This is a genomic window from Vibrio sp. MarTm2 (assembly GCF_027587055.1).
In the GTDB taxonomy this organism is placed as follows: Bacteria; Pseudomonadota; Gammaproteobacteria; order Enterobacterales; family Vibrionaceae; genus Vibrio; species Vibrio sinaloensis_D.
Genome location: NZ_JAPPTK010000002.1, coordinates 488,057 through 506,744, shown reverse-complemented (window position 1 = coordinate 506,744; position 18,688 = coordinate 488,057). Strand labels below are relative to the sequence as shown.

Here is an 18,688-nt window from a genome sequence, read left to right as displayed (position 1 = left end):
GTAGCAGCACAAGAATGACAGTTGAACAAGGTTTCCTTCTCACTCGACAAGCAAGAGATGTATCAGGCACAACTCAAATTGAACTTTGGGTAACCACTGATAACGGGCCAGCCCAGCTTATAATCACAGATGAGCAACCCGTGTTCTTCATCCCTCAAGCTGAATGTAACAAAGCGCAGCAAGTCGCAGACTCTCTTAACCTGTCGATCACGTTCAAATCGTTAGCACTCAAAGACTTTGATCAGACTGACCTGTCGGCATGTTACTGCAATACCATCAAAGACTCTAAAGCTCTGAGCCAACGACTAAAAGATCACGACGTTTTAGTGCTTGAGGACGACATCCGCCTCGCAGATCGCTACCTCATGGAGCGGTTCGTAAAAGGGAGCCTTGAGTTTACTGGCTCAATTGCTCAGAAACCCGGCTACAAACGCATCGCTCATAGCAAACTTCGCCAAGGAAATTACCTTCCCCAATTGAAGGTTGTCTCTTTGGATATTGAATGTTCTGAGAAAGGAATTCTTTACTCTGTCGGTTTAGATAGCCCGATGGATAGCCGAGTAATAATGGTTGGTGCACCACAACCTTGCGACACGCCCGTCGAATGGGTCAACGATGAACGCGCGCTACTGCTCGCTTTGGTAAGTTGGTTTGAACGCTTTGATCCAGATGTCATTATCGGTTGGAACGTTATCGACTTCGACTTCCGCTTACTGCATAAACGAGCTGAGTGGAACCAAGTCAAACTAACGCTAGGTCGAGCAAAACAATCCAGTTTTTTCCGCTCGTCAAATACCACTCAACAAGGCTTTATTTCGATTCCAGGCCGGGTGGTATTAGATGGTATTGACACTCTCAAGACAGCAACCTACCACTTTCGAAGTTGGTCTTTAGAATCGGTTTCCCAAGAGCTGCTCGGTGAAGGGAAAGAGATTCATAACGTCCATGACCGTATGGATGAAATTAACCAGATGTTTCGCAACGACAAACCGTCACTGGCAAAATACAACCTGCAAGATTGCGTTCTGGTTAATAAAATCTTCGCTCATACACATCTGCTTGAGTTTGCCATAGAGCGCTCAAGGTTAACCGGTGTTGAGCTCGATCGTGTTGGTGGCTCGGTTGCGGCATTCACCAATCTCTATCTTCCTCAGATACACCGAGCGGGCTATGTCGCGCCCAATCTTCATTCAGAAAACTGGATCGCAAGCCCTGGTGGTTATGTGATGGACTCGATTCCAAATCTCTATGATTCAGTACTGGTATTGGACTTTAAAAGCCTCTACCCGTCGATCATTCGGTCATTTCTCATCGACCCTATGGGTTTGATTGAAGGCCTTCGATTAGAGATCGGCAATCAAATGGATCAAGCTGTCCCGGGTTTTCGCGGCGGTCAGTTCCACAGGAGCAAACACTTTTTACCTAAGATGATCGAAGACTTGTGGGCAGCACGCGATATTGCCAAGCAGAACAACGAAAAGGCGTTCTCTCAAGCGATAAAAATCATCATGAACTCCTTCTATGGCGTGCTTGGTTCGTCGGGGTGCCGTTTCTTTGATACCCGTTTAGCCTCAAGCATTACCATGCGAGGTCACGAGATCATGAAGCAGACCAAAAAGTTGATTGAAGAGCAAGGCTATCAGGTTATTTATGGCGACACCGACTCTACGTTTGTGTCTCTTAACGGCGCCTATTCGCAGCAAGACGCCGACCAAATTGGCCTAGCATTGGTGGATCACATCAACAGGTGGTGGACTGAACATTTAAAAGAGCAATACAACTTAACGTCTATTCTTGAACTGGAGTATGAAACCCACTATCGACGCTTTTTGATGCCAACCATTCGAGGCCAAGAAACAGGCTCCAAAAAACGCTATGCGGGTTTGATTGGCGCGGGTGATAACGAACGCATCGTATTCAAAGGTCTCGAAAGTGCTCGTACTGACTGGACCCCTCTCGCACAGAGGTTTCAGTCAACGCTCTACTCAATGGTGTTCCATGGAGAAAACCCAAGCGAATACGTGCGTGATATGGTCGAGAAGACCATGGCTGGTGATTTTGATGCGGAGCTAATCTATCAAAAGCGTCTACGCCGTAAACTGCATGAATATCAAAAGAATGTGCCCCCTCAAGTAAGGGCAGCAAGAATGGCTGACGAGATCAATACTCAACTCGGTAGGCCGCTACAGTACCAAAACAAGGGGAGAATCGAATATCTGATCACACTGTCAGGCCCCGAACCCAAGGAGTATGTCAAAAGTGCGATTGACTACCAGCACTACATCGATAAACAGCTAAAACCTGTCGCGGATGCGATCTTGCCGTTTATTGGGCTGGACTTTACATCGCTAAGTGAACCTCAAATGGGACTATTTTAAGACGAACTCAATGAGCTTCTCGAGCGACAGGGATTTTGCATAATACCAGCCTTGAATAGACGTCCCTTTCTGTTTGGGAATATGGGAAAGTTGCTCGTCGGTCTCTACGCCTTCAACAATCACATCCAAGTCAAGCAATTGCGCGGTAGACATAATACTAGAAAATACTTTCTGCCCTTTGTCACTGCTCAATGCTAAGACAAAAGAACGATCAACTTTGAGTACATCCACTTCAAACTTGTTTAAGTAGCTCAGCGAAGAATACCCAGTACCAAAGTCATCAATATGAATTTTAGTTCCCAGTATATGTAGCCGATTAAAGGCAAGCGCCAATACCTGCTCATCTGCCAGCAAGGTCTCTTCGGTAATTTCAATGTGAATGAAACGCGCATAAGGCTCTATCGTTTTCTCTAACTCAGTCAGATATTCTTCATCAGTGAGTACATCAGCTGTCACGTTGACACTTACCGCGATGTATAGTCCTTTCGCTTGCATATCGGCAAGATCACGCACCACTTGTTTACATACCCATAAATCGACATCCTTCATGAGATTGGCTTTTTCTAGCCATGGTAAAAAGGTGTTCGGATACTGCATATGCCCTTTCGTATCCACAGAACGAATCAAGGCTTCGCAACCAATCACTTTTCCAGTCAATGAACAAACTTGCGGTTGATACTCTAAGCAAAAGTCTCTTTGACTTATTTGCTCTAGTGCTTGTTCCACTTGTATGGTGGCCTTTTCACGGTTTACCGCCTGTGCAATTGGGTCATCCATCAGGGTTTTGGCCTCTTCTTGTCTGCGCGTATACGAAGTATCAAATGCGGACAGGCGAATACTTGCTCTCTCCTGATGACTGCTCAACGAGTTGACTGCAGGGAAGTAAATGAGCACGCCAAGCGCGATGTTGACCAACTGAAGCATCACTGCGCTAAAGTCACCGTCAGTTGCCATCCATGCGTTGAGCAAGATGGGACTATTGAACGGCACCGACACGGAGGGCGAATCCACCAAGCCAAATGAGACTGCGACCATTCCCGTCATGACATTCACGATGGGCGCGATCAAGAAAGGTAAAAATAGTCTCGGATTAAAGATGATAGGCAGGCCAAAGAGTAGAATTTCGTTGATATTCAGTATTCCTATCGGGATGCTAGCAAGCGCGATCAGCCTTAAACTTCGCTGCTTGGCAAATAACAGAAGTGCTATTACCAGAGAAAAGGTTGCGCCACTACCGCCGATAAAAACGAACGCACCCATGAAGGACAGGTTCATATGATACTGGGCAGCACCACCCGCTAACGTTGTGGAATAGTTTAAGTTGCTGGCTTCTTGTAATAGTTCCACCAGCGGTAATAGTGCGTAGTACCCATGTACGCCCATAAACCAGAGTGTTGAGTTCAATGCAGCGAATGTCACGCCAAATAACGTGGGTTCATTGGAATAGTCGACGGAAAGCAAAGACAAAAACTCAACATTCACCAACGCGGTAACAACACCATAGTTAACCGCCAATACAATAAAAGCCGTAATCAATGCAGGAAGCACAAAATTCAGCGACTCTTTGACTATTTGTCCTGCGGAGTCGGTTTTAGTCAACTTCAACGCGTCAAATTTGAGTAGATAGGCAAGCAAGGGAATAGCATACAAAGGCATCGTAATCGCCATGATGATATGGAATGTCAGCACCGTATTCTCGGCTGGCAAAAGGTTACTGACCGTCACTAGAAACGTCATCATCAACAACGCGATGGGAGGGCGAGGCAATTTCCACTGCATCGCTAGAACATAGGAAATAGTAGAGGTCATCAAATAAGGGAAAAAGGTCGCAATGGCGGAATGAGCTTGATAAAAAAGCTCGATCCAAGGGTATCTATGCCCCGCAATAAACTCACCAATACTGGCAAAGAATAGAGCAAACGAGGAGATCATAAGGCATGGAATCAGCCACAACATCCCCTCTCGTATCGCTTGTAAGGAAGGGACAATATAACGTCGAATGTGGCTTGAAGTGTTCACCTTAGAAAGTTGATGATTTTTCGCATGGTCCTGCACTGGTATCTAACCTCTCGGTGGAACCCTCTCCTTTAATAAAGCTAGCACAATTAGTAACAGACATATCAAAAAATGAGTGTATTCGGAGGTTTAACCAATTTTAAATTCGGTTTTTTTATACTGTTTCACCAGCCAATCACCGAAGCTATCCAAGATCCCAATAACAGAGCGTTTGGCAATGAGGCGGCCTGACAGCAAGATACCAAGACGCTCAATTTCTACCTGTTTTTCGGGGAAGTAACGTAAAAATTGTTGGCCACATTCTAACGGATCATCAAACCATTTTTTATCACGATACATCACCACTGAGTAACTCGCACGAAGCAGTTTTTTGGCGATAATTTTTTGTGATTTTATCAAGTCTTCCGTTTTATCTGCTCGTGCTATTCGATTGCGATAAACCGCTACCCAATCTTCCACGTCCATATTCCAATGCTTGGCGATTTCCCAGCTTGGCTCGTAATCACCAAAACACTCCGCTAGGTTCTCACCGTGAACGCAAACAGCGCAATGTCGCAACTGAAAGCCCCAAGAGAAAATACTGTCTAAGCTGACTACGTCACTAACCAATGCGGTTTTAAAACTCACCTCAGTGATAAATGGATAACTCTTCTGAAAACGCCACTTGATGGTATTAAACAGAGCCGCCTTAGAGTCATTAAATGATTTGTGAGTCACCACAATCACATCGAGATTAGACGAGCCGGGGTTCGCAGTGCGCCTAGCAACACTGCCATACAAATAAATGCTATGCAGATTGTCTTCCAACCCGCTTGTCAAAAAGCCAATCAGTTCTTTAACCGCCGGTCGGTATGGCGTTTGTAATGGTTGGTCGGAATCGATAGTTGACAGATACATAACGTAAAGGAGCTTATTCTTGGTAATCCTACAATGTTCGCTTAGAGAAGGTTGTGAATCAAGATATTCCTTCTACCTCTTGCTAAGTATATAATGCTCGAATTCAACACCATACAAAGGAAAACGTTCATGCCTAAGGCAAGTGAGCTTAAAAAAGGTTTTGCTATTGAATCTAATGGTAAAACGCTGTTAATCAAAGATATCGAAGTAACAACGCCTGGTGGTCGCGGCGGCGCAAAAATCTACAAGCTGCGTTGCACAGACCTAAACACAGGAGCTCGCGTTGATGAGCGCTTCAAGTCTGATGACGTTGTTGAAACGGTAGATATGTTTAAGCGTGCGGCAGCATTCTCTTACGTTGATGGCGACGAGTACATCTTCATGGATAACGAGGATTACACTCAGTTCACATTCAAAAAAGACGAAATTGAAGACGAACTGCTGTTCATCACTGAAGAGATCCAAGGTTTGCATATCATTTTGGTAAACGGAAATGCGGTAGGTATTGAACTTCCAGCAACCGTTGAGCTAACCATCGAAGAGACAGACCCATCGATCAAAGGTGCTTCAGCGTCTGCACGCACTAAACCAGCGCGTCTTCCTACTGGTCTAACAGTACAAGTACCAGAGTACATCGCGACAGGTGATCGCATCATCGTGAACACTGCTGAACGTAAATACATGAGCCGCGCGTAGTGATGACCGATTTGATCTCTTACGATGATGCCATCGACACGGCCTACGACATCTTCTTGGAAATGGCACCCGACAACCTAGAGGCAGCAGACGTCATTATCTTCACTGCGCAATTTGAAGAGCGCGGCGCTGCTGAACTGGTTGAGACAGGTGATGATTGGTCTGGCCATGTTGGCTTTGATGTGGACAAAGAGGTCTATGCAGAAGTCAGGGTTGGACTGGTTAACGAGGAAAACGACGTCCTTGATGACGTATTTGCTCGACTGCTTGTAAGCCGAGACCCAGACCACAAGTTTTGCCACATTCTGTGGAAAAGAGACTAGCTAAATAGAAAAACACCCAAGTAAATAGACTTGGGTGTTTTATCTGCCATTGTCTGCTTTAGAGAATGGCGAATGAGTCAATGCTTAGCCAATTTAGCTGTCATTACTCATCAATTGAAATGTTTTCTACACGTGCTTTTAGCTTTTGACCCGGACGGAAGGTAACTACGCGTCTAGCACTGATAGGAATGTCTTCCCCTGTTTTAGGGTTTCGACCTGGACGTTCATTTTTATCTCGAAGATCGAAGTTGCCAAAACCAGATAGTTTAACCTGCTCGCCACCTTCTAGTGCCTTACGCACCTCTTCGAAAAACGCCTCAACCGTTTCCTTGGCATCCCGTTTACTGAATCCATGCTTCTCAAACAGGTTCTCAGCCAAATCGGCCTTTGTGAGCGCCATAAAACTTTCCTCAAAGCTGTGTTAAACCTCGTCACCCAAGGGCGACACCATCACTTTCGTCAAGCCAATCAACAACATATCGGCCTCACTTTGGAAAGTGTATGCCAAGCTTATGATTTTCGCCAACTTTTTTATGAAATGTTGATCATTTGAGACAAAAAACGCTTCAAAGTCGCCAACTTAGCGCAAACCAAAACAGAGGTTAATGCCAAAAAGCACCATAAAAACACAAAATAGCAAGACAACAAACCAAATTGACACAACTATTAATATAAAACGCTAAAAATCAAAGAAATGCTGTCACATGCTATTTTATTGATTGTTAAATCAATACGTTAACTCATCTTGTCGTGCATTTCAGTGTCATCGCCACCCGAAAGAAAAAGTTCACTTAAACCACAACAATCGCTCGACACGTTAGATAAGCAATGACATCTCCCGTTGAAAACGCAAACTCGCTACAACTTTCGTTGCAAGATACTGATAGATGTATTTATTTGCTATAAAATAATTTGCGTATCATTCACAACAAATCAATAATGATGTCAAATTATAACAACAGAACCAAACTTCGTGATGGCTAGTTACGATCATACAAATTCGGTTTGTCTCTCAGCGTCTGAAACCTACTCCGATGTCTTTTATCTCATCCAAAGTCAATTTGGCGATTCCGCGAATCAGCTGTTTTATCAATGCCTCAAATCCCGGCTCAAACAGTTTCACGAGCGATTCCCCGAAAAGCGCGACGATAATATTTCAAGCAAAATAAATTCTTCTGAGTTCAACGTTAGCTCGCGCACGCCCCTAACCTTTTGGCCTTCAGATTGGTGTTACTATGAATCCTTACTGCTCGCGCACTTTTCGAACTGGGCTGAAGCATGGACGCAATTTCAAATTTGGTCGCTAGAGCAAAAATACACAGAGTTACAAACTCGACGTATAAATCTAAACCATTGGCAAGCACTGCCAGAAAACGAAGCAGAGTATGACGATGGCCTTGTCGACGATATCGACCAAAACCGGAAATTGTTTTTCACGCTTCATTCTCCTTTCGCTATGGTCCTAAAAGATGCAGTGGCGATGATCAATCTGTCGACTTTGGTTTTAGAGCTTCAATGGTATGAGCTGCTCGAACATATCGAACTGTCTAAGTCTGGCACACACTTCTTACTCACTTATTCAGATCCACAGCTTGAGCATCCACTGATCGTCTCAACCGCAAGAGTGAACTTTGCCGTCGGGATGCAAGACTGGCTCTACTTCTCCTCTTTTTTCCAAAGCAAACATTGGAGAAGCATCAGTCACACACAGCAACTTACAACACTTATACAAAAGGGGCTGCTATCTGCGGAAGCATTGCTTCAAGAGCCACGGAGTCAACAAGAGTTTGATAAATTAGTCTGGGAGCACCTAGTTTGCCCTGAAAGATCTTGTGAAGTGATTCGGCTAACCGTGAGCGGAACCAAATTACAAAAAATGTATTACTTGTATCTTTCGCAAAAGCGTTTGATGAAACAGTTGTACGAACAACAAATGATGCTGTCGTTCGTGGTAGTCGAACAACCTTTGATGATCAAGTACTATGAAAGCTTATCTTTGGGATCTTATTGCCAATTTGGAGCATGCACGTTAGTGGGGTCGGATAATCCAACGTATAAAGGGGCTTGGGTTGTTCCTCAAATGCACCTCGCTTTAACATCCTCAGATTATCGCCGCTACAAACAACAAACTTTACAACAAATAAAAAAGACACGTCACAATGAGCTCAACCATGCTTAGTACTTTTGCTGCGAACACTTTTTACCCCAAAGCCATCGTTCTGATTCTTACCGCAGTACTCGTTTTTGTATGGGCCGGCTACTTCTGTTTATCTTTACACAAGCGTTTTGGTGGCAAGAGTGTTAAATCATACAGCTACTACATAAGCTACACGCTAGGACTGTCAATTTGGATATTGAGTAACGCCTACTTCCATACCGGGTACTTGGTCGATTTTGGTGAAAGCACTGCCGTATGGATGGCAATAGTGGCAAACTTATCTGCTTTGGTCGCATTTGCATCCGCTTATCAGTTCACCGTAAAGCTCAAACATCATTACACTCGCAGTAAGCCTTGGGATATTCAACGAGCGCTCGCACTCATCACATTTGTCTTATGCCTATCTTGGAACCTCATCCCAGATCTAACCATTCGCGGCGTCACTATCGTCGCACCTAGTCAATTTATCATTGATTTTGGTGACTACACCAAGCCCTTCTTTCTAGGCTTAACAACCTTGGTAGTACTCACGTTTATTAATCTATTCTCGATTCGCGGTAGTGCGAAGAGAATACGTCGAACCAGAATCAACTATATGTTGCTGGGGATGACTATTTTCATGTGTTCTACCGCCATCATTCAGCTAGGGTTCACCTATTTTTTCCAAGATTTCTCGTTAACTTGGCTACCACCAGCTCTATCTGTTAGTGAGATGCTCTTTATGGGTTACGCCATCTTGGCGTCTCGCTTTTACAGCTTCCGTCATATTTGTACTGTCTCGATTGCTGCCATCCTTGCAGGTCTTATCTATACCTTGACACTGTTGTTGGTTAGTAACTCAATTGAACTTACTCCCACATCTCTTCTATTGAGCACGATTGTCATCGGGGCTACTTGGCCATATCTTTACACAAGAACCAAGATCATTGCCAATTTATTGATGTATGGCACGACACTTTCACCCGCTGACAAAATCGTGCGTCTCGAAGATATGTTTCAGCAGTCTCCTTCTCAAGCCGTTTCACACCTCGCGCGATATCTAGGTGTCCCGAATGACAAGCTAAAACTGCTCGATGACTACCAAGGGGCAAACACCTACAGGCAATACTTTGAAAGCCACACCGATCCTTTGGTTATTGATGAACTCGAAGATGAACTGGAGCAAACCAAAACGAAAGAGTTGTCTGAACTTCATAGCCAAATGAACGAGACTGATTATGCTCTAGTCCTACCGCTATACGAGTCGAAAAACAAGCTTTCTCATGTGCTCGTCTCAAGCCATAAACCAGATGGACACAACTTCTCTTATGAGGAGTTAGTCGCGTTGTCTCGCGTATTGAAAAAAGCCCAAGTCCATATCAACTACGATCAGCGTTTGCGACAAGCCCAAGCATTAGCTAACTCAATCGCTCACGAGATGAGAAACCCTTTGGCTCAAGTGCAGTTAGAGTTTGAATGTTTGAATGAAAAGTTGTTGGCTCATGCAACCACTAAAGAGCTGTACCATCACGTGGAACAAGGTCGCTCAGCAATCGCGCGTGGCCGCCAGTTAATCGACATCATTTTAAGAGAGGTGAACAACTCGTCACTTGACCAAGAGCCTGTCGAACCTACATCCATTCGCACAGCAATCAACAACGCAGTTTCACTGTATGGGTTCGATAGCAGCGAGGACGCAAAAAAAGTAAAGATAACCGCCGAACATGACTTTATTGCCAAGATAAATGAAACCTTGTTTAACTTTGTAATGTTCAACATATTAAGAAATGCGGTTTACTATTTTGACTCCTACCCTTCAAGCTGTATCGAGATCCGAACTGACGTCAATGACTATGAAAACAACATCATAATTAAAGACTTAGGCCCTGGCATCCCCGAAGATCTGCTCAGTCGAATCTTTGATGATTTTTTCAGTCACAACAAGAGCGGTGGTAGCGGGCTTGGTTTAGGCTATTGTCAACGTGTAATGAAGTCGTTTGGAGGTTCTATTCGGTGCCGTTCCGAGTACGGGCATTATACGGAGTTTACGCTGTCATTTCCGATCAGTAACATCTCAATCGCACCGGAAGAAACACCACTTCCTTCGCAAGTTACGGCGTCCGCCACGATTCAAACGAAGCCTATTAGTGTTGCCAGTAAGCCTCAATTAATCCTTGTGGTTGACGATAAAGAAGTCCAACGAGCGTTGGTAAAACTTTATCTGGAACAACTTGGCTACCGTGTGGTACTCGCTAACAATGGAAAAGTCGCGATAGAAATCATCCACAATAATCCAATTGACCTGATCTTTATGGATATACAGATGCCGGTAATGGATGGATTCGAAGCGGCGGGCATCATCAAACAATCCTACCCTGCTATACCGATTATTGCTCTCTCGGGTGAATCAGGTGAACAAGACATATTGCGCATGAGTCAACTCATGGATGGTCGTCTCTCTAAACCGACAACAAAAAATGCCCTGGAACGAATTTTAATCGGAACGTTTGAGACGAAAGAACCTGCATAGTAACGCCACACACTGATTTTCTCATTTTGAAACGTCAATTCTCAGAATGACTCACCGCTACGATTTTTGAGGCAACATCCCCCTATTTTTGACGTTCTTTGTGGCACCAATCATGCATCTTTCCACTACATCACTCAAAGCGGCAAAGTCTCGACTTTGCTGGTAGCTGTAAGGGGCTGGTTATGGAAGTTCATCGTCACACATATTACCGACTTATACATCATGGGATTAAAAGTCTTCTAGTCGACCGATTGGGTCACTTTACAGAAATGGAATATCACGAATATCTAAACCTGATGACGGGCAAATCTAGTTGCTTTGCGATGAGCGACGAAGAGTTAGAATCAACCGTCGATAACTTACGTAATGAAGGTTATCTAGAAGACTGGAAGCGCCAAATTCACACTTAACCATTTACAAAGCGTTCGCTTTATCGATTCTTAGATATACACATCGCGAGATTATTTCGCTCATAGGTGTGGTTCTGGCGACAACGCGGCAAGTTTTGTTACAATCCAACTCATTCTCCTTGTAAAGGATTTCCAGCGGCTCACTAGCCGCTGTTTTGTTTGTTGTGGATGTTAATTATGAATTCAGAAAATTGCGCCCCAAGAGGCCAACTTTTATTGCGCACTTTAGCCATGCCTGCCGATACCAACGCTAATGGGGATATTTTTGGCGGATGGATTATGTCTCAACTTGACTTGGCTGGCGGTATCTTAGCGAAAGAGATCTCAGCAGGTCGTATCGTTACCGTATCCGTCTCGAGTATCACGTTTAAAAAACCGGTAAAAGTAGGCGATGTGGTATGTTGCTACGGTGAATGTACCAAAATTGGCCGGACGTCAATGTCAATCAATTTGGAAGTATGGGTAAAACCCGTAACTGAAGATGGCATACAATCTCGCTATCAAGTTTGTGAAGCCACCTTTAATTACGTGGCAATTGATGGTAACGGTAAACCACGTCCTATTGTCACCGCTTAATGTTTGATTTCACAAAAATATTGTCGTAACTACTTTTAAATGAATCGAATTTAAGTAAAGTGTTAGCCTATCTGCCCAATACCAAATAAGGATATCTCGTCATGTGGTACGTTATATTTTCTCAAGACGTGGAAAACTCTCTAGAAAAACGACTCAGCGTTCGCCCAGCTCATCTAGAAAGACTCCAAGCATTACAAGACCAAGGTCGTTTATTGACAGCTGGGCCAATGCCTGCTGTTGACTCAGAAAACCCAGCGGAAGCAGGTTTTACTGGTTCAACTGTTATCGCAGAGTTTGGCTCTCTCGCCGAGGCTCAATCTTGGGCAGATGCCGACCCGTATGTTGCAGCTGGAGTTTATGAGAACGTCATCGTCAAACCCTTTAAGAAAGTGTTCTAATCATGACGAATCACATCAAAAACACTCTATTGCTCGCTGTTTTGGCCGCGATGTTTGGATGTTCATCTAATGCGCAACAACAACGAAATTTGGAGTTGTTGGCAGACAACCGTGCTCAACTTCTTTCTTCTGAGCTACCACTTGAAGTTGGCCCTCTCTCTGTAATGCGCGCGTCAGCAAGTGGTACAACGATTGAATTGATGATGGTATACAACCAAGATCAAGTTGGTGCAAAACCAACTTCAGCGGTTTTAAAACATAGCATCAATACTTATTGCACCAATCCATCGATTCGAGGAAACCTCAACGCTGGATTAACCTACCGGATAAAAATACGCAATACCCGCGGTCAGCTGATGGCTGACGAGTTAGTGTCTGCACAAACCTGTGAAAGCAACTAATTCAATTCAAAGCTCTGCATTCGTGGAGCTTTGAACAACTAGAACAAAGCATCTTGCCTAAAATACCCCAAGACTTTTCGTCATTAGCCCCTTTTGTTAATTTTTTGTGAATGCTTGAGTTGCGTATTTAGTGAATTATTCGAAATTTTAACCACTTAACAATCTCAAGTAATTCTTAGCTCCAACCTATCGCTTTTGATAAAGAGAATAATGCTAAAAAACAGTGTTCCTGCGTTGACGGGATCGATTTGAGCTTCTAACTTTTCATATTAGTGTCACAACCACGGAGGATCACAAAATGAAACGTGCAAGCAACTCATATCGACTTCAACTGATTAAAGAGGTCGCAACTCGGAGAGAGCGGCTTAGTTGCGGTGATCCAATGGCCAATTATATCCAATCCCTTATCGATGCTCGTCCAGAAGTTGACAATACCATCGAAAAAAACCACCGTTTTTCTGGTAATCACTTTGACGAAACAGCTGGTGGTTGGGTAAGCGATCGCTGGGGTATGAAATAACCGTGAATAACATTAAGTGAAGAGGCGTGAAACGACTTTTAATGCGTCTCTTTTATTGATTTAAGAACGATGCGAAGGCATCTGGTGTGACATTTAAACGTTTGTAACTTTCTTTACCTCACCACGAGAGTTAAAAAAGTTCTTGTTGAGGGCTAGTAGTAGAAGAAATGTCTTCTGGATTGCTCTTTCCTTGCCTTATTTTCCGCAAGTATCGCTGACGGCACAACTTAATGACATGCAGCTGCTGGGCGGGAGTCATTGACAACCAATTAAAACGCTCTTCTCGCTTTCGCATGCATCCTTTGCAGTAGCCCCGCTCATCGACGGTGCATACTCCGATACAAGGACTTGGAACGTTAAAAAATTCTAGTTGCTCCATCCAGCCTCCTTTAATCACCTGATTCTAATTTACGATAAGCGTAACCGAATGTTTATCAATAACTTCCACAATGTGATTTGCAACAAACTATGACGCAAAGCTGACAAAAACAGCGTTTTATTAACTATACTGGCACCCATATTTGTCGTCGTAATTCCGACGAGTCTATCCGTATATTGGAGTCGATTATTATGAAGTTTAGTCCAAAAACATTCCTTGCTGCAGTATCGCTGCCTTTTCTGATGACGGCTTGCGCAAGCAACAGTGACGATATAAAGCAGATCTCCGCAAACGATCTACTACACCATAATTGGGTACTGGTCAGTGTCGACGGAAACGAAGTGAAAACTGAAGGACGCCAGCAATCACCAAACCTAGAGATCGGCGAAAAAATGATGGCAAACGGCAATGCTGGCTGTAACAACTTCTTTGGCCAAGCGGAGCTAAAAGACAATCAGTTTCGTGTCGAGAAAATGGGAATGACCATGAAGATGTGTGTTGGAGATATCATGGATATTGAGCAAGCATTTTCTCAAACCCTTTCTGATTGGAGCACAATTTCTCTAACTAAAGAGAATTTAACGCTAAAGAATGATGTGCACACTCTTACATTCAAGCTCAGTGACTGGAAAAAGTAACTGACTCTCAATGCAAATAAGCAGCCCAACGTGGCTGCTTTTTTTGTTCCTAACTCATTGATACATTTAACCAGCAAATACATAAAAAAATTAGTATTTTTCCGTCATAATGAAAGAATGTGGGCCGGTGCTCGGTCTCTACATGGAAATAGACCATTTTAACCATACTCAGGGAATGTTATGACAAGGCTTATTAGTTTACTTATCACCACATTACTTTCCACTGCTGCTTATGCCAGCAATACTTGGCAAGATATTACCGAACAAGCAAAAGGCCAAACCGTGTATTTTCACGCTTGGGGAGGCAGCCAAGAAATCAATAACTACATTCGTTGGGCCGGCGAGCAACTGAATCAACAATATGGCGTAACGTTAAAGCACGTAAAAGTCTCAGATATAGCCGAAACAACAACACGGCTGATTGCTGAAAAAGCCGCGGGTAAAAACCAAGGCGGCAGCGTTGATATGGTTTGGATCAACGGTGAAAACTTCAAGTCTATGAAATCCAATCAATTGCTGTTCGGTCCGTTTGTGGAGCAATTACCAAATTGGGAATATGTTGATAAAACTTTACCTGTCGATAGTGACTTCTCCGAACCAACTGAAGGATTAGAAGCGCCTTGGGGAGTTGGCCAGTTGGTTTTTATTCACGATACTCAAACGCTGAACAATCCACCTATGTCTTTTACTGAGCTATTGAGCTATGCAAAAGCCTACCCAAATAAAGTGACGTATCCTCAGCCACCTGAGTTTCATGGCACCAGCTTTTTAAAAGCGCTTCTCATCGAGCTTACGGCAAACGATCCATCGCTGAGTCAACCTGTAAACGCTAATAATTTCGAACAGGTGACAGCGCCGTTATGGCAATACCTAGAGGAGTTTCACAAAGTAGCTTGGCGCAAAGGCGAGCAGTTTCCCGGAGGTAGCGCAGAAACGTTCCAACTGTTGGATGACGGCCAGTTGGATCTAGCTATTACCTTTAACCCGAACGCAGTGTTTTCTTCTCAAGCGAATGGCACGCTAGCAGAAACGACTAAGGCGTATGCAATGGAATCAGGGGCGCTATCTAACATTCACTTTCTCGCCATTCCTTGGAATGCAAATGCTTCTGAAGGTGCGCGAGTAGCGATCAACTTCCTCCTAAGCCCAGAGGCTCAATCGCGTAAAGGCGATTTAACCGTATGGGGTGATCCATCTGTGCTTAAAAACGAATTTGTTAGCGGTTCAGCTAAAAACACAAAACTGTTCAAGTCAGTCGCGGAGCCTCATCCTAGTTGGCAAACTGCGATTGAGACCGAATGGCAGAAGCGTTACGGAAATTAAATTGAGTGTTACAACGAGAGCCTGATGTTTAGAGCTGCGTATTTATTATTGATTTTCATCGTGATCCTACCCACTATTCCTGGGATATTAGGCGTCATGCTCTCGTCTGTAGGTTACTTGCCACCCATTGGTTCATTCGAACTATCACTCTCAGGCTATCGCCAAGCCTTGGCGTGGCCTGGGTTTACGACTTCAAGCTTATTGACGATATTCTCTGCATTAGTCAGTACCTACTTATCATTAGCTTTGTGCTTTATGGTGTTGCAAAGCCTTTGGAATAGTAGACGTTGGAGATACGTCGAAAACTTGTTATCCCCACTTCTAGCTGTGCCTCACGTCGCCTTTGCTATCGGATTCGCTTTTTTGTTTACTTCGACCGGCTTATCCAATCGAGTGTTAAATACACTCCCTTGGTTTCAAGGTGACCATTCGGCGGCATCTTGGCTGGTGCACGATCCGTTTGCTATCGGGTTGACGTTAGCCCTTGCCTTGAAAGAGTTACCTTTCTTGCTTTTAATGAGTATCCCAATCTTGCATCAAATTAACGTCGACAACTTGGCTAAAGTCTCGACGTCTTTGGGATATTCTCCTCACCAATTTTGGTGGAAAGTCGTTTTACCCCAATGGCTAAATAAAATGCGCTTCCCTCTGTTTGCCGTCATCGCTTACGGAGCTTCTGTCGTTGATTTCGCACTGGTGCTAGGCCCAACTACGCCACCAACACTTGCCGTATTGGTATGGCAGTGGTTTGCAGAGCCAGATTTATCCCTCTTGCCCAGAGCCGCTGCGGGGGCGATGTTACTCTTTGTCATTTGCGCGTGCCTGTTATTGACGGTCTACATAGTGGAACGATATCTGGTTAACAAGAAAAGCTGGCAATACTCTGGCCGTTTTGGGCTTCGTTTACCAGGCACATTTGTTGTCCTGAGTATTGCGTTTATTAATGTGTTACTCATGCCAATCATGGCCATATGGTCTGTGGCCCATAGGTGGCGGTTTCCTGACCTGCTTCCTTCAAACTTTAGCTTTCGATTTTGGGCAAACGAATCGGGCTCTTTTTTACCGATACTGGGCGAAAGTATCAACCTCGCACTCATTAGCGCTTTAATCGCCCTCGGTTTGGCGATATTGGCACATGAGTACCGACTCAAGCATCGGCTTCACTTACCAAGCTATGTCATCGCATTACCCATGTTGATGCCACAGCTTTCACTGTTATTTGGTTTGCAGGTTTCAACGCTCTATGTATCCAATGATAGCTATTACGTTTGGGTGATTTGGTCGCATGTCTTTTTCGCTTTTCCATTTGTCTACCTAGCGTTGGATGGCTCTTGGAAAAGTTACAACAATCAATACTCTCAGGTTGCGCTGAGCCTCGGTAAAACCCCTTGGCAAGTATTTGTTCAGATAAAGGCAAAAATATTACTTCAACCCATTTTTTATGCGTGGGCAATTGGGGCGAGCGTCAGTTTGGCGCAATACTTACCGACATTGATGCTGGGCGCGGGTCGCATCGCTACCATTACTACGGAAGCTGTCGCACTCTCAAGTGGCTACGATCGTCGTGTGACCGCGATTTACGCATTGTGGCAAGCGCTTCTTCCTTTCGCATTTTTCTCTTTGGCGATACTCCTACCTCGGTTCTACTTAAGTAGGAAGAAAGCACCTCAAATCATACATAAGGAATCACGAATCAATGACGCTACGGCTCGAAAACATCGTCATCCATGATAAGCACAAGCAACCTCTGTTTTCTCCCTTAACGTTAGATATTGAAGCAGGCACGGTAGCAGTAATTATGGGGCCAAGTGGCTGTGGAAAATCGACACTGCTCAACCTAGTAGCAGGTCATCTCAGCGACGACTTTCACCCTCAAGGCGATGTGATACTTAATGGTAAGAGCTTATTAGACATTCCCCCCCACAAAAGAGGCGTAGGGATACTGTTTCAAGACGATTTGCTCTTTCCTCATCTAAACGTTTGGCAAAATTTGGCGTTTGCTCTCCCAGAGTCGGTCAAACCAAATGTTAGAGAGGTTCACGCTTTACGCGCATTGGGCCATATAGGGTTGGAGAAAATAGCACATTCGTATCCAGAACAAATATCCGGAGGGCAGCGCGCTCGAGTCAGCTTAGCTCGCATGTTGCTCACTAAACCTTCGGCAGTGTTGCTCGATGAGCCATTTAGCAAGCTAGACAAACAGTTACGTATACAGTTCAGAGACTGGGTATTTGACCAACTCAGAAAAGCGAGTATTCCCACTCTGCTCGTGACGCATGACCAAAGCGACATACCTAAAGATGGCAACTTAATATTACCCAGCTGGAACATAGACCATGCTTGATCGTTACAGTATAAAACTCATTCGAAACCCACTCTCCTCGACAGCAAAACGTCTTGATACCTTTGGCATTAGGGCAAATCAAATCACTGTGGGAGGTTTTATTGTTGGCTGTTTTGCTCTACCTGCGCTGTATTATCAACAATTTGAATTAGCGCTTATCTTTATTTTGCTCAATCGAATAGCTGATGGGCTTGATGGTGCACTGGCGCGGATACAAGGCATTACTGATGCGGGAGGTTTTCTGGATATCAGTTTAGACTTCCTGTTCTACTCATTAATTCCATTTGGTTTCGCGCTTGCTAACCCTGAACAAAATGCATTAGCGAGTGCCTTTTTGATCTTTGCATTTATTGGCACCGGCAGCAGTTTCCTCGCGTTTGCAGTAATGGCAAACAAAAGAGGCATAGAAAATCCAATTTACAAAAACAAGTCGTTGTACTACATGAGTGGTTTAACCGAGGGAACAGAAACCATCGGATGTTTCGTGCTGTTCTGTCTAATGCCTGCGCATTATTCCATCATTGCATATGCATTTGGTTTTGCCTGTTGGTTTACAACCTTTACCCGAATCTACTCAGGCTATCAGACTCTCAAGTGATAATTTTCACTGCTAAATAATTGGATATAAGGTTTTATTACTAAATATCTGGCTTTTTGACGACGACAATTGAATGACGATTAAACATACAATAAAATCCTGCGTTTGCTGTCAATAACTAGAT

Annotated in this window: 19 protein-coding genes; 15 read left to right on the top strand and 4 right to left on the bottom strand. The window is 44.1% G+C overall.

The window, feature by feature from the left end; translation table 11 throughout:
- The first annotated feature begins 14 nt into the window (after window positions 1–14).
- Window positions 15–2,378 carry a DNA polymerase II gene (locus tag OH458_RS06750; RefSeq protein WP_269977710.1) on the top strand — a complete coding sequence of 788 codons (2,364 nt, stop codon included), beginning with the start codon at window positions 15–17 and terminating at the stop codon, window positions 2,376–2,378.
- On the opposite strand, the gene OH458_RS06745 is transcribed toward OH458_RS06750, so the two are convergent.
- Complete coding sequence (locus OH458_RS06745) at window positions 2,370–4,433, bottom strand: PTS sugar transporter subunit IIC/EAL domain-containing protein (protein WP_269977709.1); 2,064 nt, start codon at window positions 4,431–4,433, stop codon at window positions 2,370–2,372. The two genes, OH458_RS06750 and OH458_RS06745, sit on opposite strands and share 9 nt — an antisense overlap.
- Window positions 4,434–4,523: 90 nt before the next feature.
- Window positions 4,524–5,291, bottom strand: coding sequence for a nucleotidyltransferase domain-containing protein (locus OH458_RS06740; protein ID WP_269977708.1), 768 nt, complete (start codon window positions 5,289–5,291; stop codon window positions 4,524–4,526).
- 129 nt (window positions 5,292–5,420) lie between these two features.
- Between OH458_RS06740 and yeiP the strand changes: the two genes are divergently transcribed.
- Entirely contained in the window at window positions 5,421–5,987 is a 567-nt protein-coding gene (gene yeiP / locus OH458_RS06735; protein ID WP_038138553.1) for an elongation factor P-like protein YeiP, read from the top strand.
- A gap of 2 nt (window positions 5,988–5,989) precedes the next feature.
- Window positions 5,990–6,310: an HI1450 family dsDNA-mimic protein gene (locus OH458_RS06730; protein ID WP_038138556.1), complete on the top strand. Its 321-nt coding sequence runs from the start codon at window positions 5,990–5,992 to the stop codon at window positions 6,308–6,310.
- Between the two features lie 103 nt (window positions 6,311–6,413).
- Here the strand turns inward: OH458_RS06730 and ihfA are convergent, their stop codons facing one another.
- The gene (ihfA, locus tag OH458_RS06725; protein WP_005476979.1) at window positions 6,414–6,710 is read right to left on the bottom strand and encodes an integration host factor subunit alpha; all 297 of its coding nucleotides are present in this window, start codon (window positions 6,708–6,710) and stop codon (window positions 6,414–6,416) included.
- Between the two features lie 576 nt (window positions 6,711–7,286).
- On the opposite strand from ihfA, the gene OH458_RS06720 reads away from it, so the two are divergent.
- The 7 genes from OH458_RS06720 to OH458_RS06690 all read left to right on the top strand — a co-directional run bounded on the left by OH458_RS06720 (window position 7,287) and on the right by OH458_RS06690 (window position 13,282).
- On the top strand, window positions 7,287–8,489 hold the full coding sequence (locus OH458_RS06720) for an acyl-homoserine-lactone synthase (RefSeq protein ID WP_269977707.1): 1,203 nt from the start codon (window positions 7,287–7,289) through the stop codon (window positions 8,487–8,489).
- The gene (locus tag OH458_RS06715; protein ID WP_269977706.1) at window positions 8,482–10,977 is read left to right on the top strand and encodes a response regulator; all 2,496 of its coding nucleotides are present in this window, start codon (window positions 8,482–8,484) and stop codon (window positions 10,975–10,977) included. The genes OH458_RS06720 and OH458_RS06715 overlap by 8 nt, the downstream gene beginning before the upstream one ends.
- Before the next feature lie 182 nt (window positions 10,978–11,159).
- Window positions 11,160–11,387 carry a hypothetical protein gene (locus OH458_RS06710; protein ID WP_038138563.1) on the top strand — a complete coding sequence of 76 codons (228 nt, stop codon included), beginning with the start codon at window positions 11,160–11,162 and terminating at the stop codon, window positions 11,385–11,387.
- A gap of 177 nt (window positions 11,388–11,564) precedes the next feature.
- Window positions 11,565–11,963 carry an acyl-CoA thioester hydrolase YciA gene (gene yciA, locus OH458_RS06705; protein ID WP_038138566.1) on the top strand — a complete coding sequence of 133 codons (399 nt, stop codon included), beginning with the start codon at window positions 11,565–11,567 and terminating at the stop codon, window positions 11,961–11,963.
- A 101-nt stretch (window positions 11,964–12,064) separates the two neighbouring features.
- Complete coding sequence (locus OH458_RS06700; RefSeq protein WP_269977705.1) at window positions 12,065–12,361, top strand: YciI family protein; 297 nt, start codon at window positions 12,065–12,067, stop codon at window positions 12,359–12,361.
- A 2-nt stretch (window positions 12,362–12,363) separates the two neighbouring features.
- Window positions 12,364–12,762, top strand: coding sequence for a GspS/AspS pilotin family protein (locus OH458_RS06695; RefSeq protein ID WP_269977704.1), 399 nt, complete (start codon window positions 12,364–12,366; stop codon window positions 12,760–12,762).
- A 298-nt stretch (window positions 12,763–13,060) separates the two neighbouring features.
- Window positions 13,061–13,282, top strand: coding sequence for a hypothetical protein (locus OH458_RS06690; RefSeq protein ID WP_269977703.1), 222 nt, complete (start codon window positions 13,061–13,063; stop codon window positions 13,280–13,282).
- Window positions 13,283–13,412: 130 nt separating this feature from the next.
- On the opposite strand, the gene OH458_RS06685 is transcribed toward OH458_RS06690, so the two are convergent.
- Window positions 13,413–13,661, bottom strand: coding sequence for a DUF1289 domain-containing protein (locus OH458_RS06685; RefSeq protein WP_269977702.1), 249 nt, complete (start codon window positions 13,659–13,661; stop codon window positions 13,413–13,415).
- Between the two features lie 191 nt (window positions 13,662–13,852).
- Between OH458_RS06685 and OH458_RS06680 the strand changes: the two genes are divergently transcribed.
- From OH458_RS06680 to OH458_RS06660, 5 genes are all read left to right on the top strand, one after another.
- Window positions 13,853–14,299, top strand: coding sequence for an META domain-containing protein (locus OH458_RS06680; protein WP_269977701.1), 447 nt, complete (start codon window positions 13,853–13,855; stop codon window positions 14,297–14,299).
- 180 nt (window positions 14,300–14,479) lie between these two features.
- Window positions 14,480–15,622: an ABC transporter substrate-binding protein gene (locus tag OH458_RS06675; protein ID WP_269977700.1), complete on the top strand. Its 1,143-nt coding sequence runs from the start codon at window positions 14,480–14,482 to the stop codon at window positions 15,620–15,622.
- A gap of 24 nt (window positions 15,623–15,646) precedes the next feature.
- Window positions 15,647–17,353: an ABC transporter permease gene (locus OH458_RS06670; RefSeq protein ID WP_269977699.1), complete on the top strand. Its 1,707-nt coding sequence runs from the start codon at window positions 15,647–15,649 to the stop codon at window positions 17,351–17,353.
- The gene (locus OH458_RS06665) at window positions 17,319–17,966 is read left to right on the top strand and encodes an ATP-binding cassette domain-containing protein (RefSeq protein ID WP_269977698.1); all 648 of its coding nucleotides are present in this window, start codon (window positions 17,319–17,321) and stop codon (window positions 17,964–17,966) included. Before OH458_RS06670 ends, OH458_RS06665 begins: the two co-directional genes overlap by 35 nt.
- Entirely contained in the window at window positions 17,959–18,564 is a 606-nt protein-coding gene (locus OH458_RS06660) for a CDP-alcohol phosphatidyltransferase family protein (protein WP_038189322.1), read from the top strand. Before OH458_RS06665 ends, OH458_RS06660 begins: the two co-directional genes overlap by 8 nt.
- Window positions 18,565–18,688 lie beyond the last annotated feature (124 nt).

Excerpts from the sequence above, each read along its gene's own strand:
- OH458_RS06750 (WP_269977710.1), top strand. The coding sequence starts at position 15 with ATGACAGTTGAACAAGGTTTCCTTCTCACTCGACAAGCAAGAGATGTA.
- OH458_RS06740 (WP_269977708.1), bottom strand. The coding sequence starts at position 5,291 with ATGTATCTGTCAACTATCGATTCCGACCAACCATTACAAACGCCATAC.
- yeiP (WP_038138553.1), top strand. The coding sequence starts at position 5,421 with ATGCCTAAGGCAAGTGAGCTTAAAAAAGGTTTTGCTATTGAATCTAAT.
- OH458_RS06730 (WP_038138556.1), top strand. The coding sequence starts at position 5,990 with ATGACCGATTTGATCTCTTACGATGATGCCATCGACACGGCCTACGAC.
- ihfA (WP_005476979.1), bottom strand. The coding sequence starts at position 6,710 with ATGGCGCTCACAAAGGCCGATTTGGCTGAGAACCTGTTTGAGAAGCAT.
- OH458_RS06720 (WP_269977707.1), top strand. The coding sequence starts at position 7,287 with ATGGCTAGTTACGATCATACAAATTCGGTTTGTCTCTCAGCGTCTGAA.
- OH458_RS06715 (WP_269977706.1), top strand. The coding sequence starts at position 8,482 with ATGCTTAGTACTTTTGCTGCGAACACTTTTTACCCCAAAGCCATCGTT.
- OH458_RS06710 (WP_038138563.1), top strand. The coding sequence starts at position 11,160 with ATGGAAGTTCATCGTCACACATATTACCGACTTATACATCATGGGATT.
- yciA (WP_038138566.1), top strand. The coding sequence starts at position 11,565 with ATGAATTCAGAAAATTGCGCCCCAAGAGGCCAACTTTTATTGCGCACT.
- OH458_RS06700 (WP_269977705.1), top strand. The coding sequence starts at position 12,065 with ATGTGGTACGTTATATTTTCTCAAGACGTGGAAAACTCTCTAGAAAAA.
- OH458_RS06695 (WP_269977704.1), top strand. The coding sequence starts at position 12,364 with ATGACGAATCACATCAAAAACACTCTATTGCTCGCTGTTTTGGCCGCG.
- OH458_RS06690 (WP_269977703.1), top strand. The coding sequence starts at position 13,061 with ATGAAACGTGCAAGCAACTCATATCGACTTCAACTGATTAAAGAGGTC.
- OH458_RS06685 (WP_269977702.1), bottom strand. The coding sequence starts at position 13,661 with ATGGAGCAACTAGAATTTTTTAACGTTCCAAGTCCTTGTATCGGAGTA.
- OH458_RS06680 (WP_269977701.1), top strand. The coding sequence starts at position 13,853 with ATGAAGTTTAGTCCAAAAACATTCCTTGCTGCAGTATCGCTGCCTTTT.
- OH458_RS06675 (WP_269977700.1), top strand. The coding sequence starts at position 14,480 with ATGACAAGGCTTATTAGTTTACTTATCACCACATTACTTTCCACTGCT.
- OH458_RS06670 (WP_269977699.1), top strand. The coding sequence starts at position 15,647 with ATGTTTAGAGCTGCGTATTTATTATTGATTTTCATCGTGATCCTACCC.
- OH458_RS06665 (WP_269977698.1), top strand. The coding sequence starts at position 17,319 with ATGACGCTACGGCTCGAAAACATCGTCATCCATGATAAGCACAAGCAA.
- OH458_RS06660 (WP_038189322.1), top strand. The coding sequence starts at position 17,959 with ATGCTTGATCGTTACAGTATAAAACTCATTCGAAACCCACTCTCCTCG.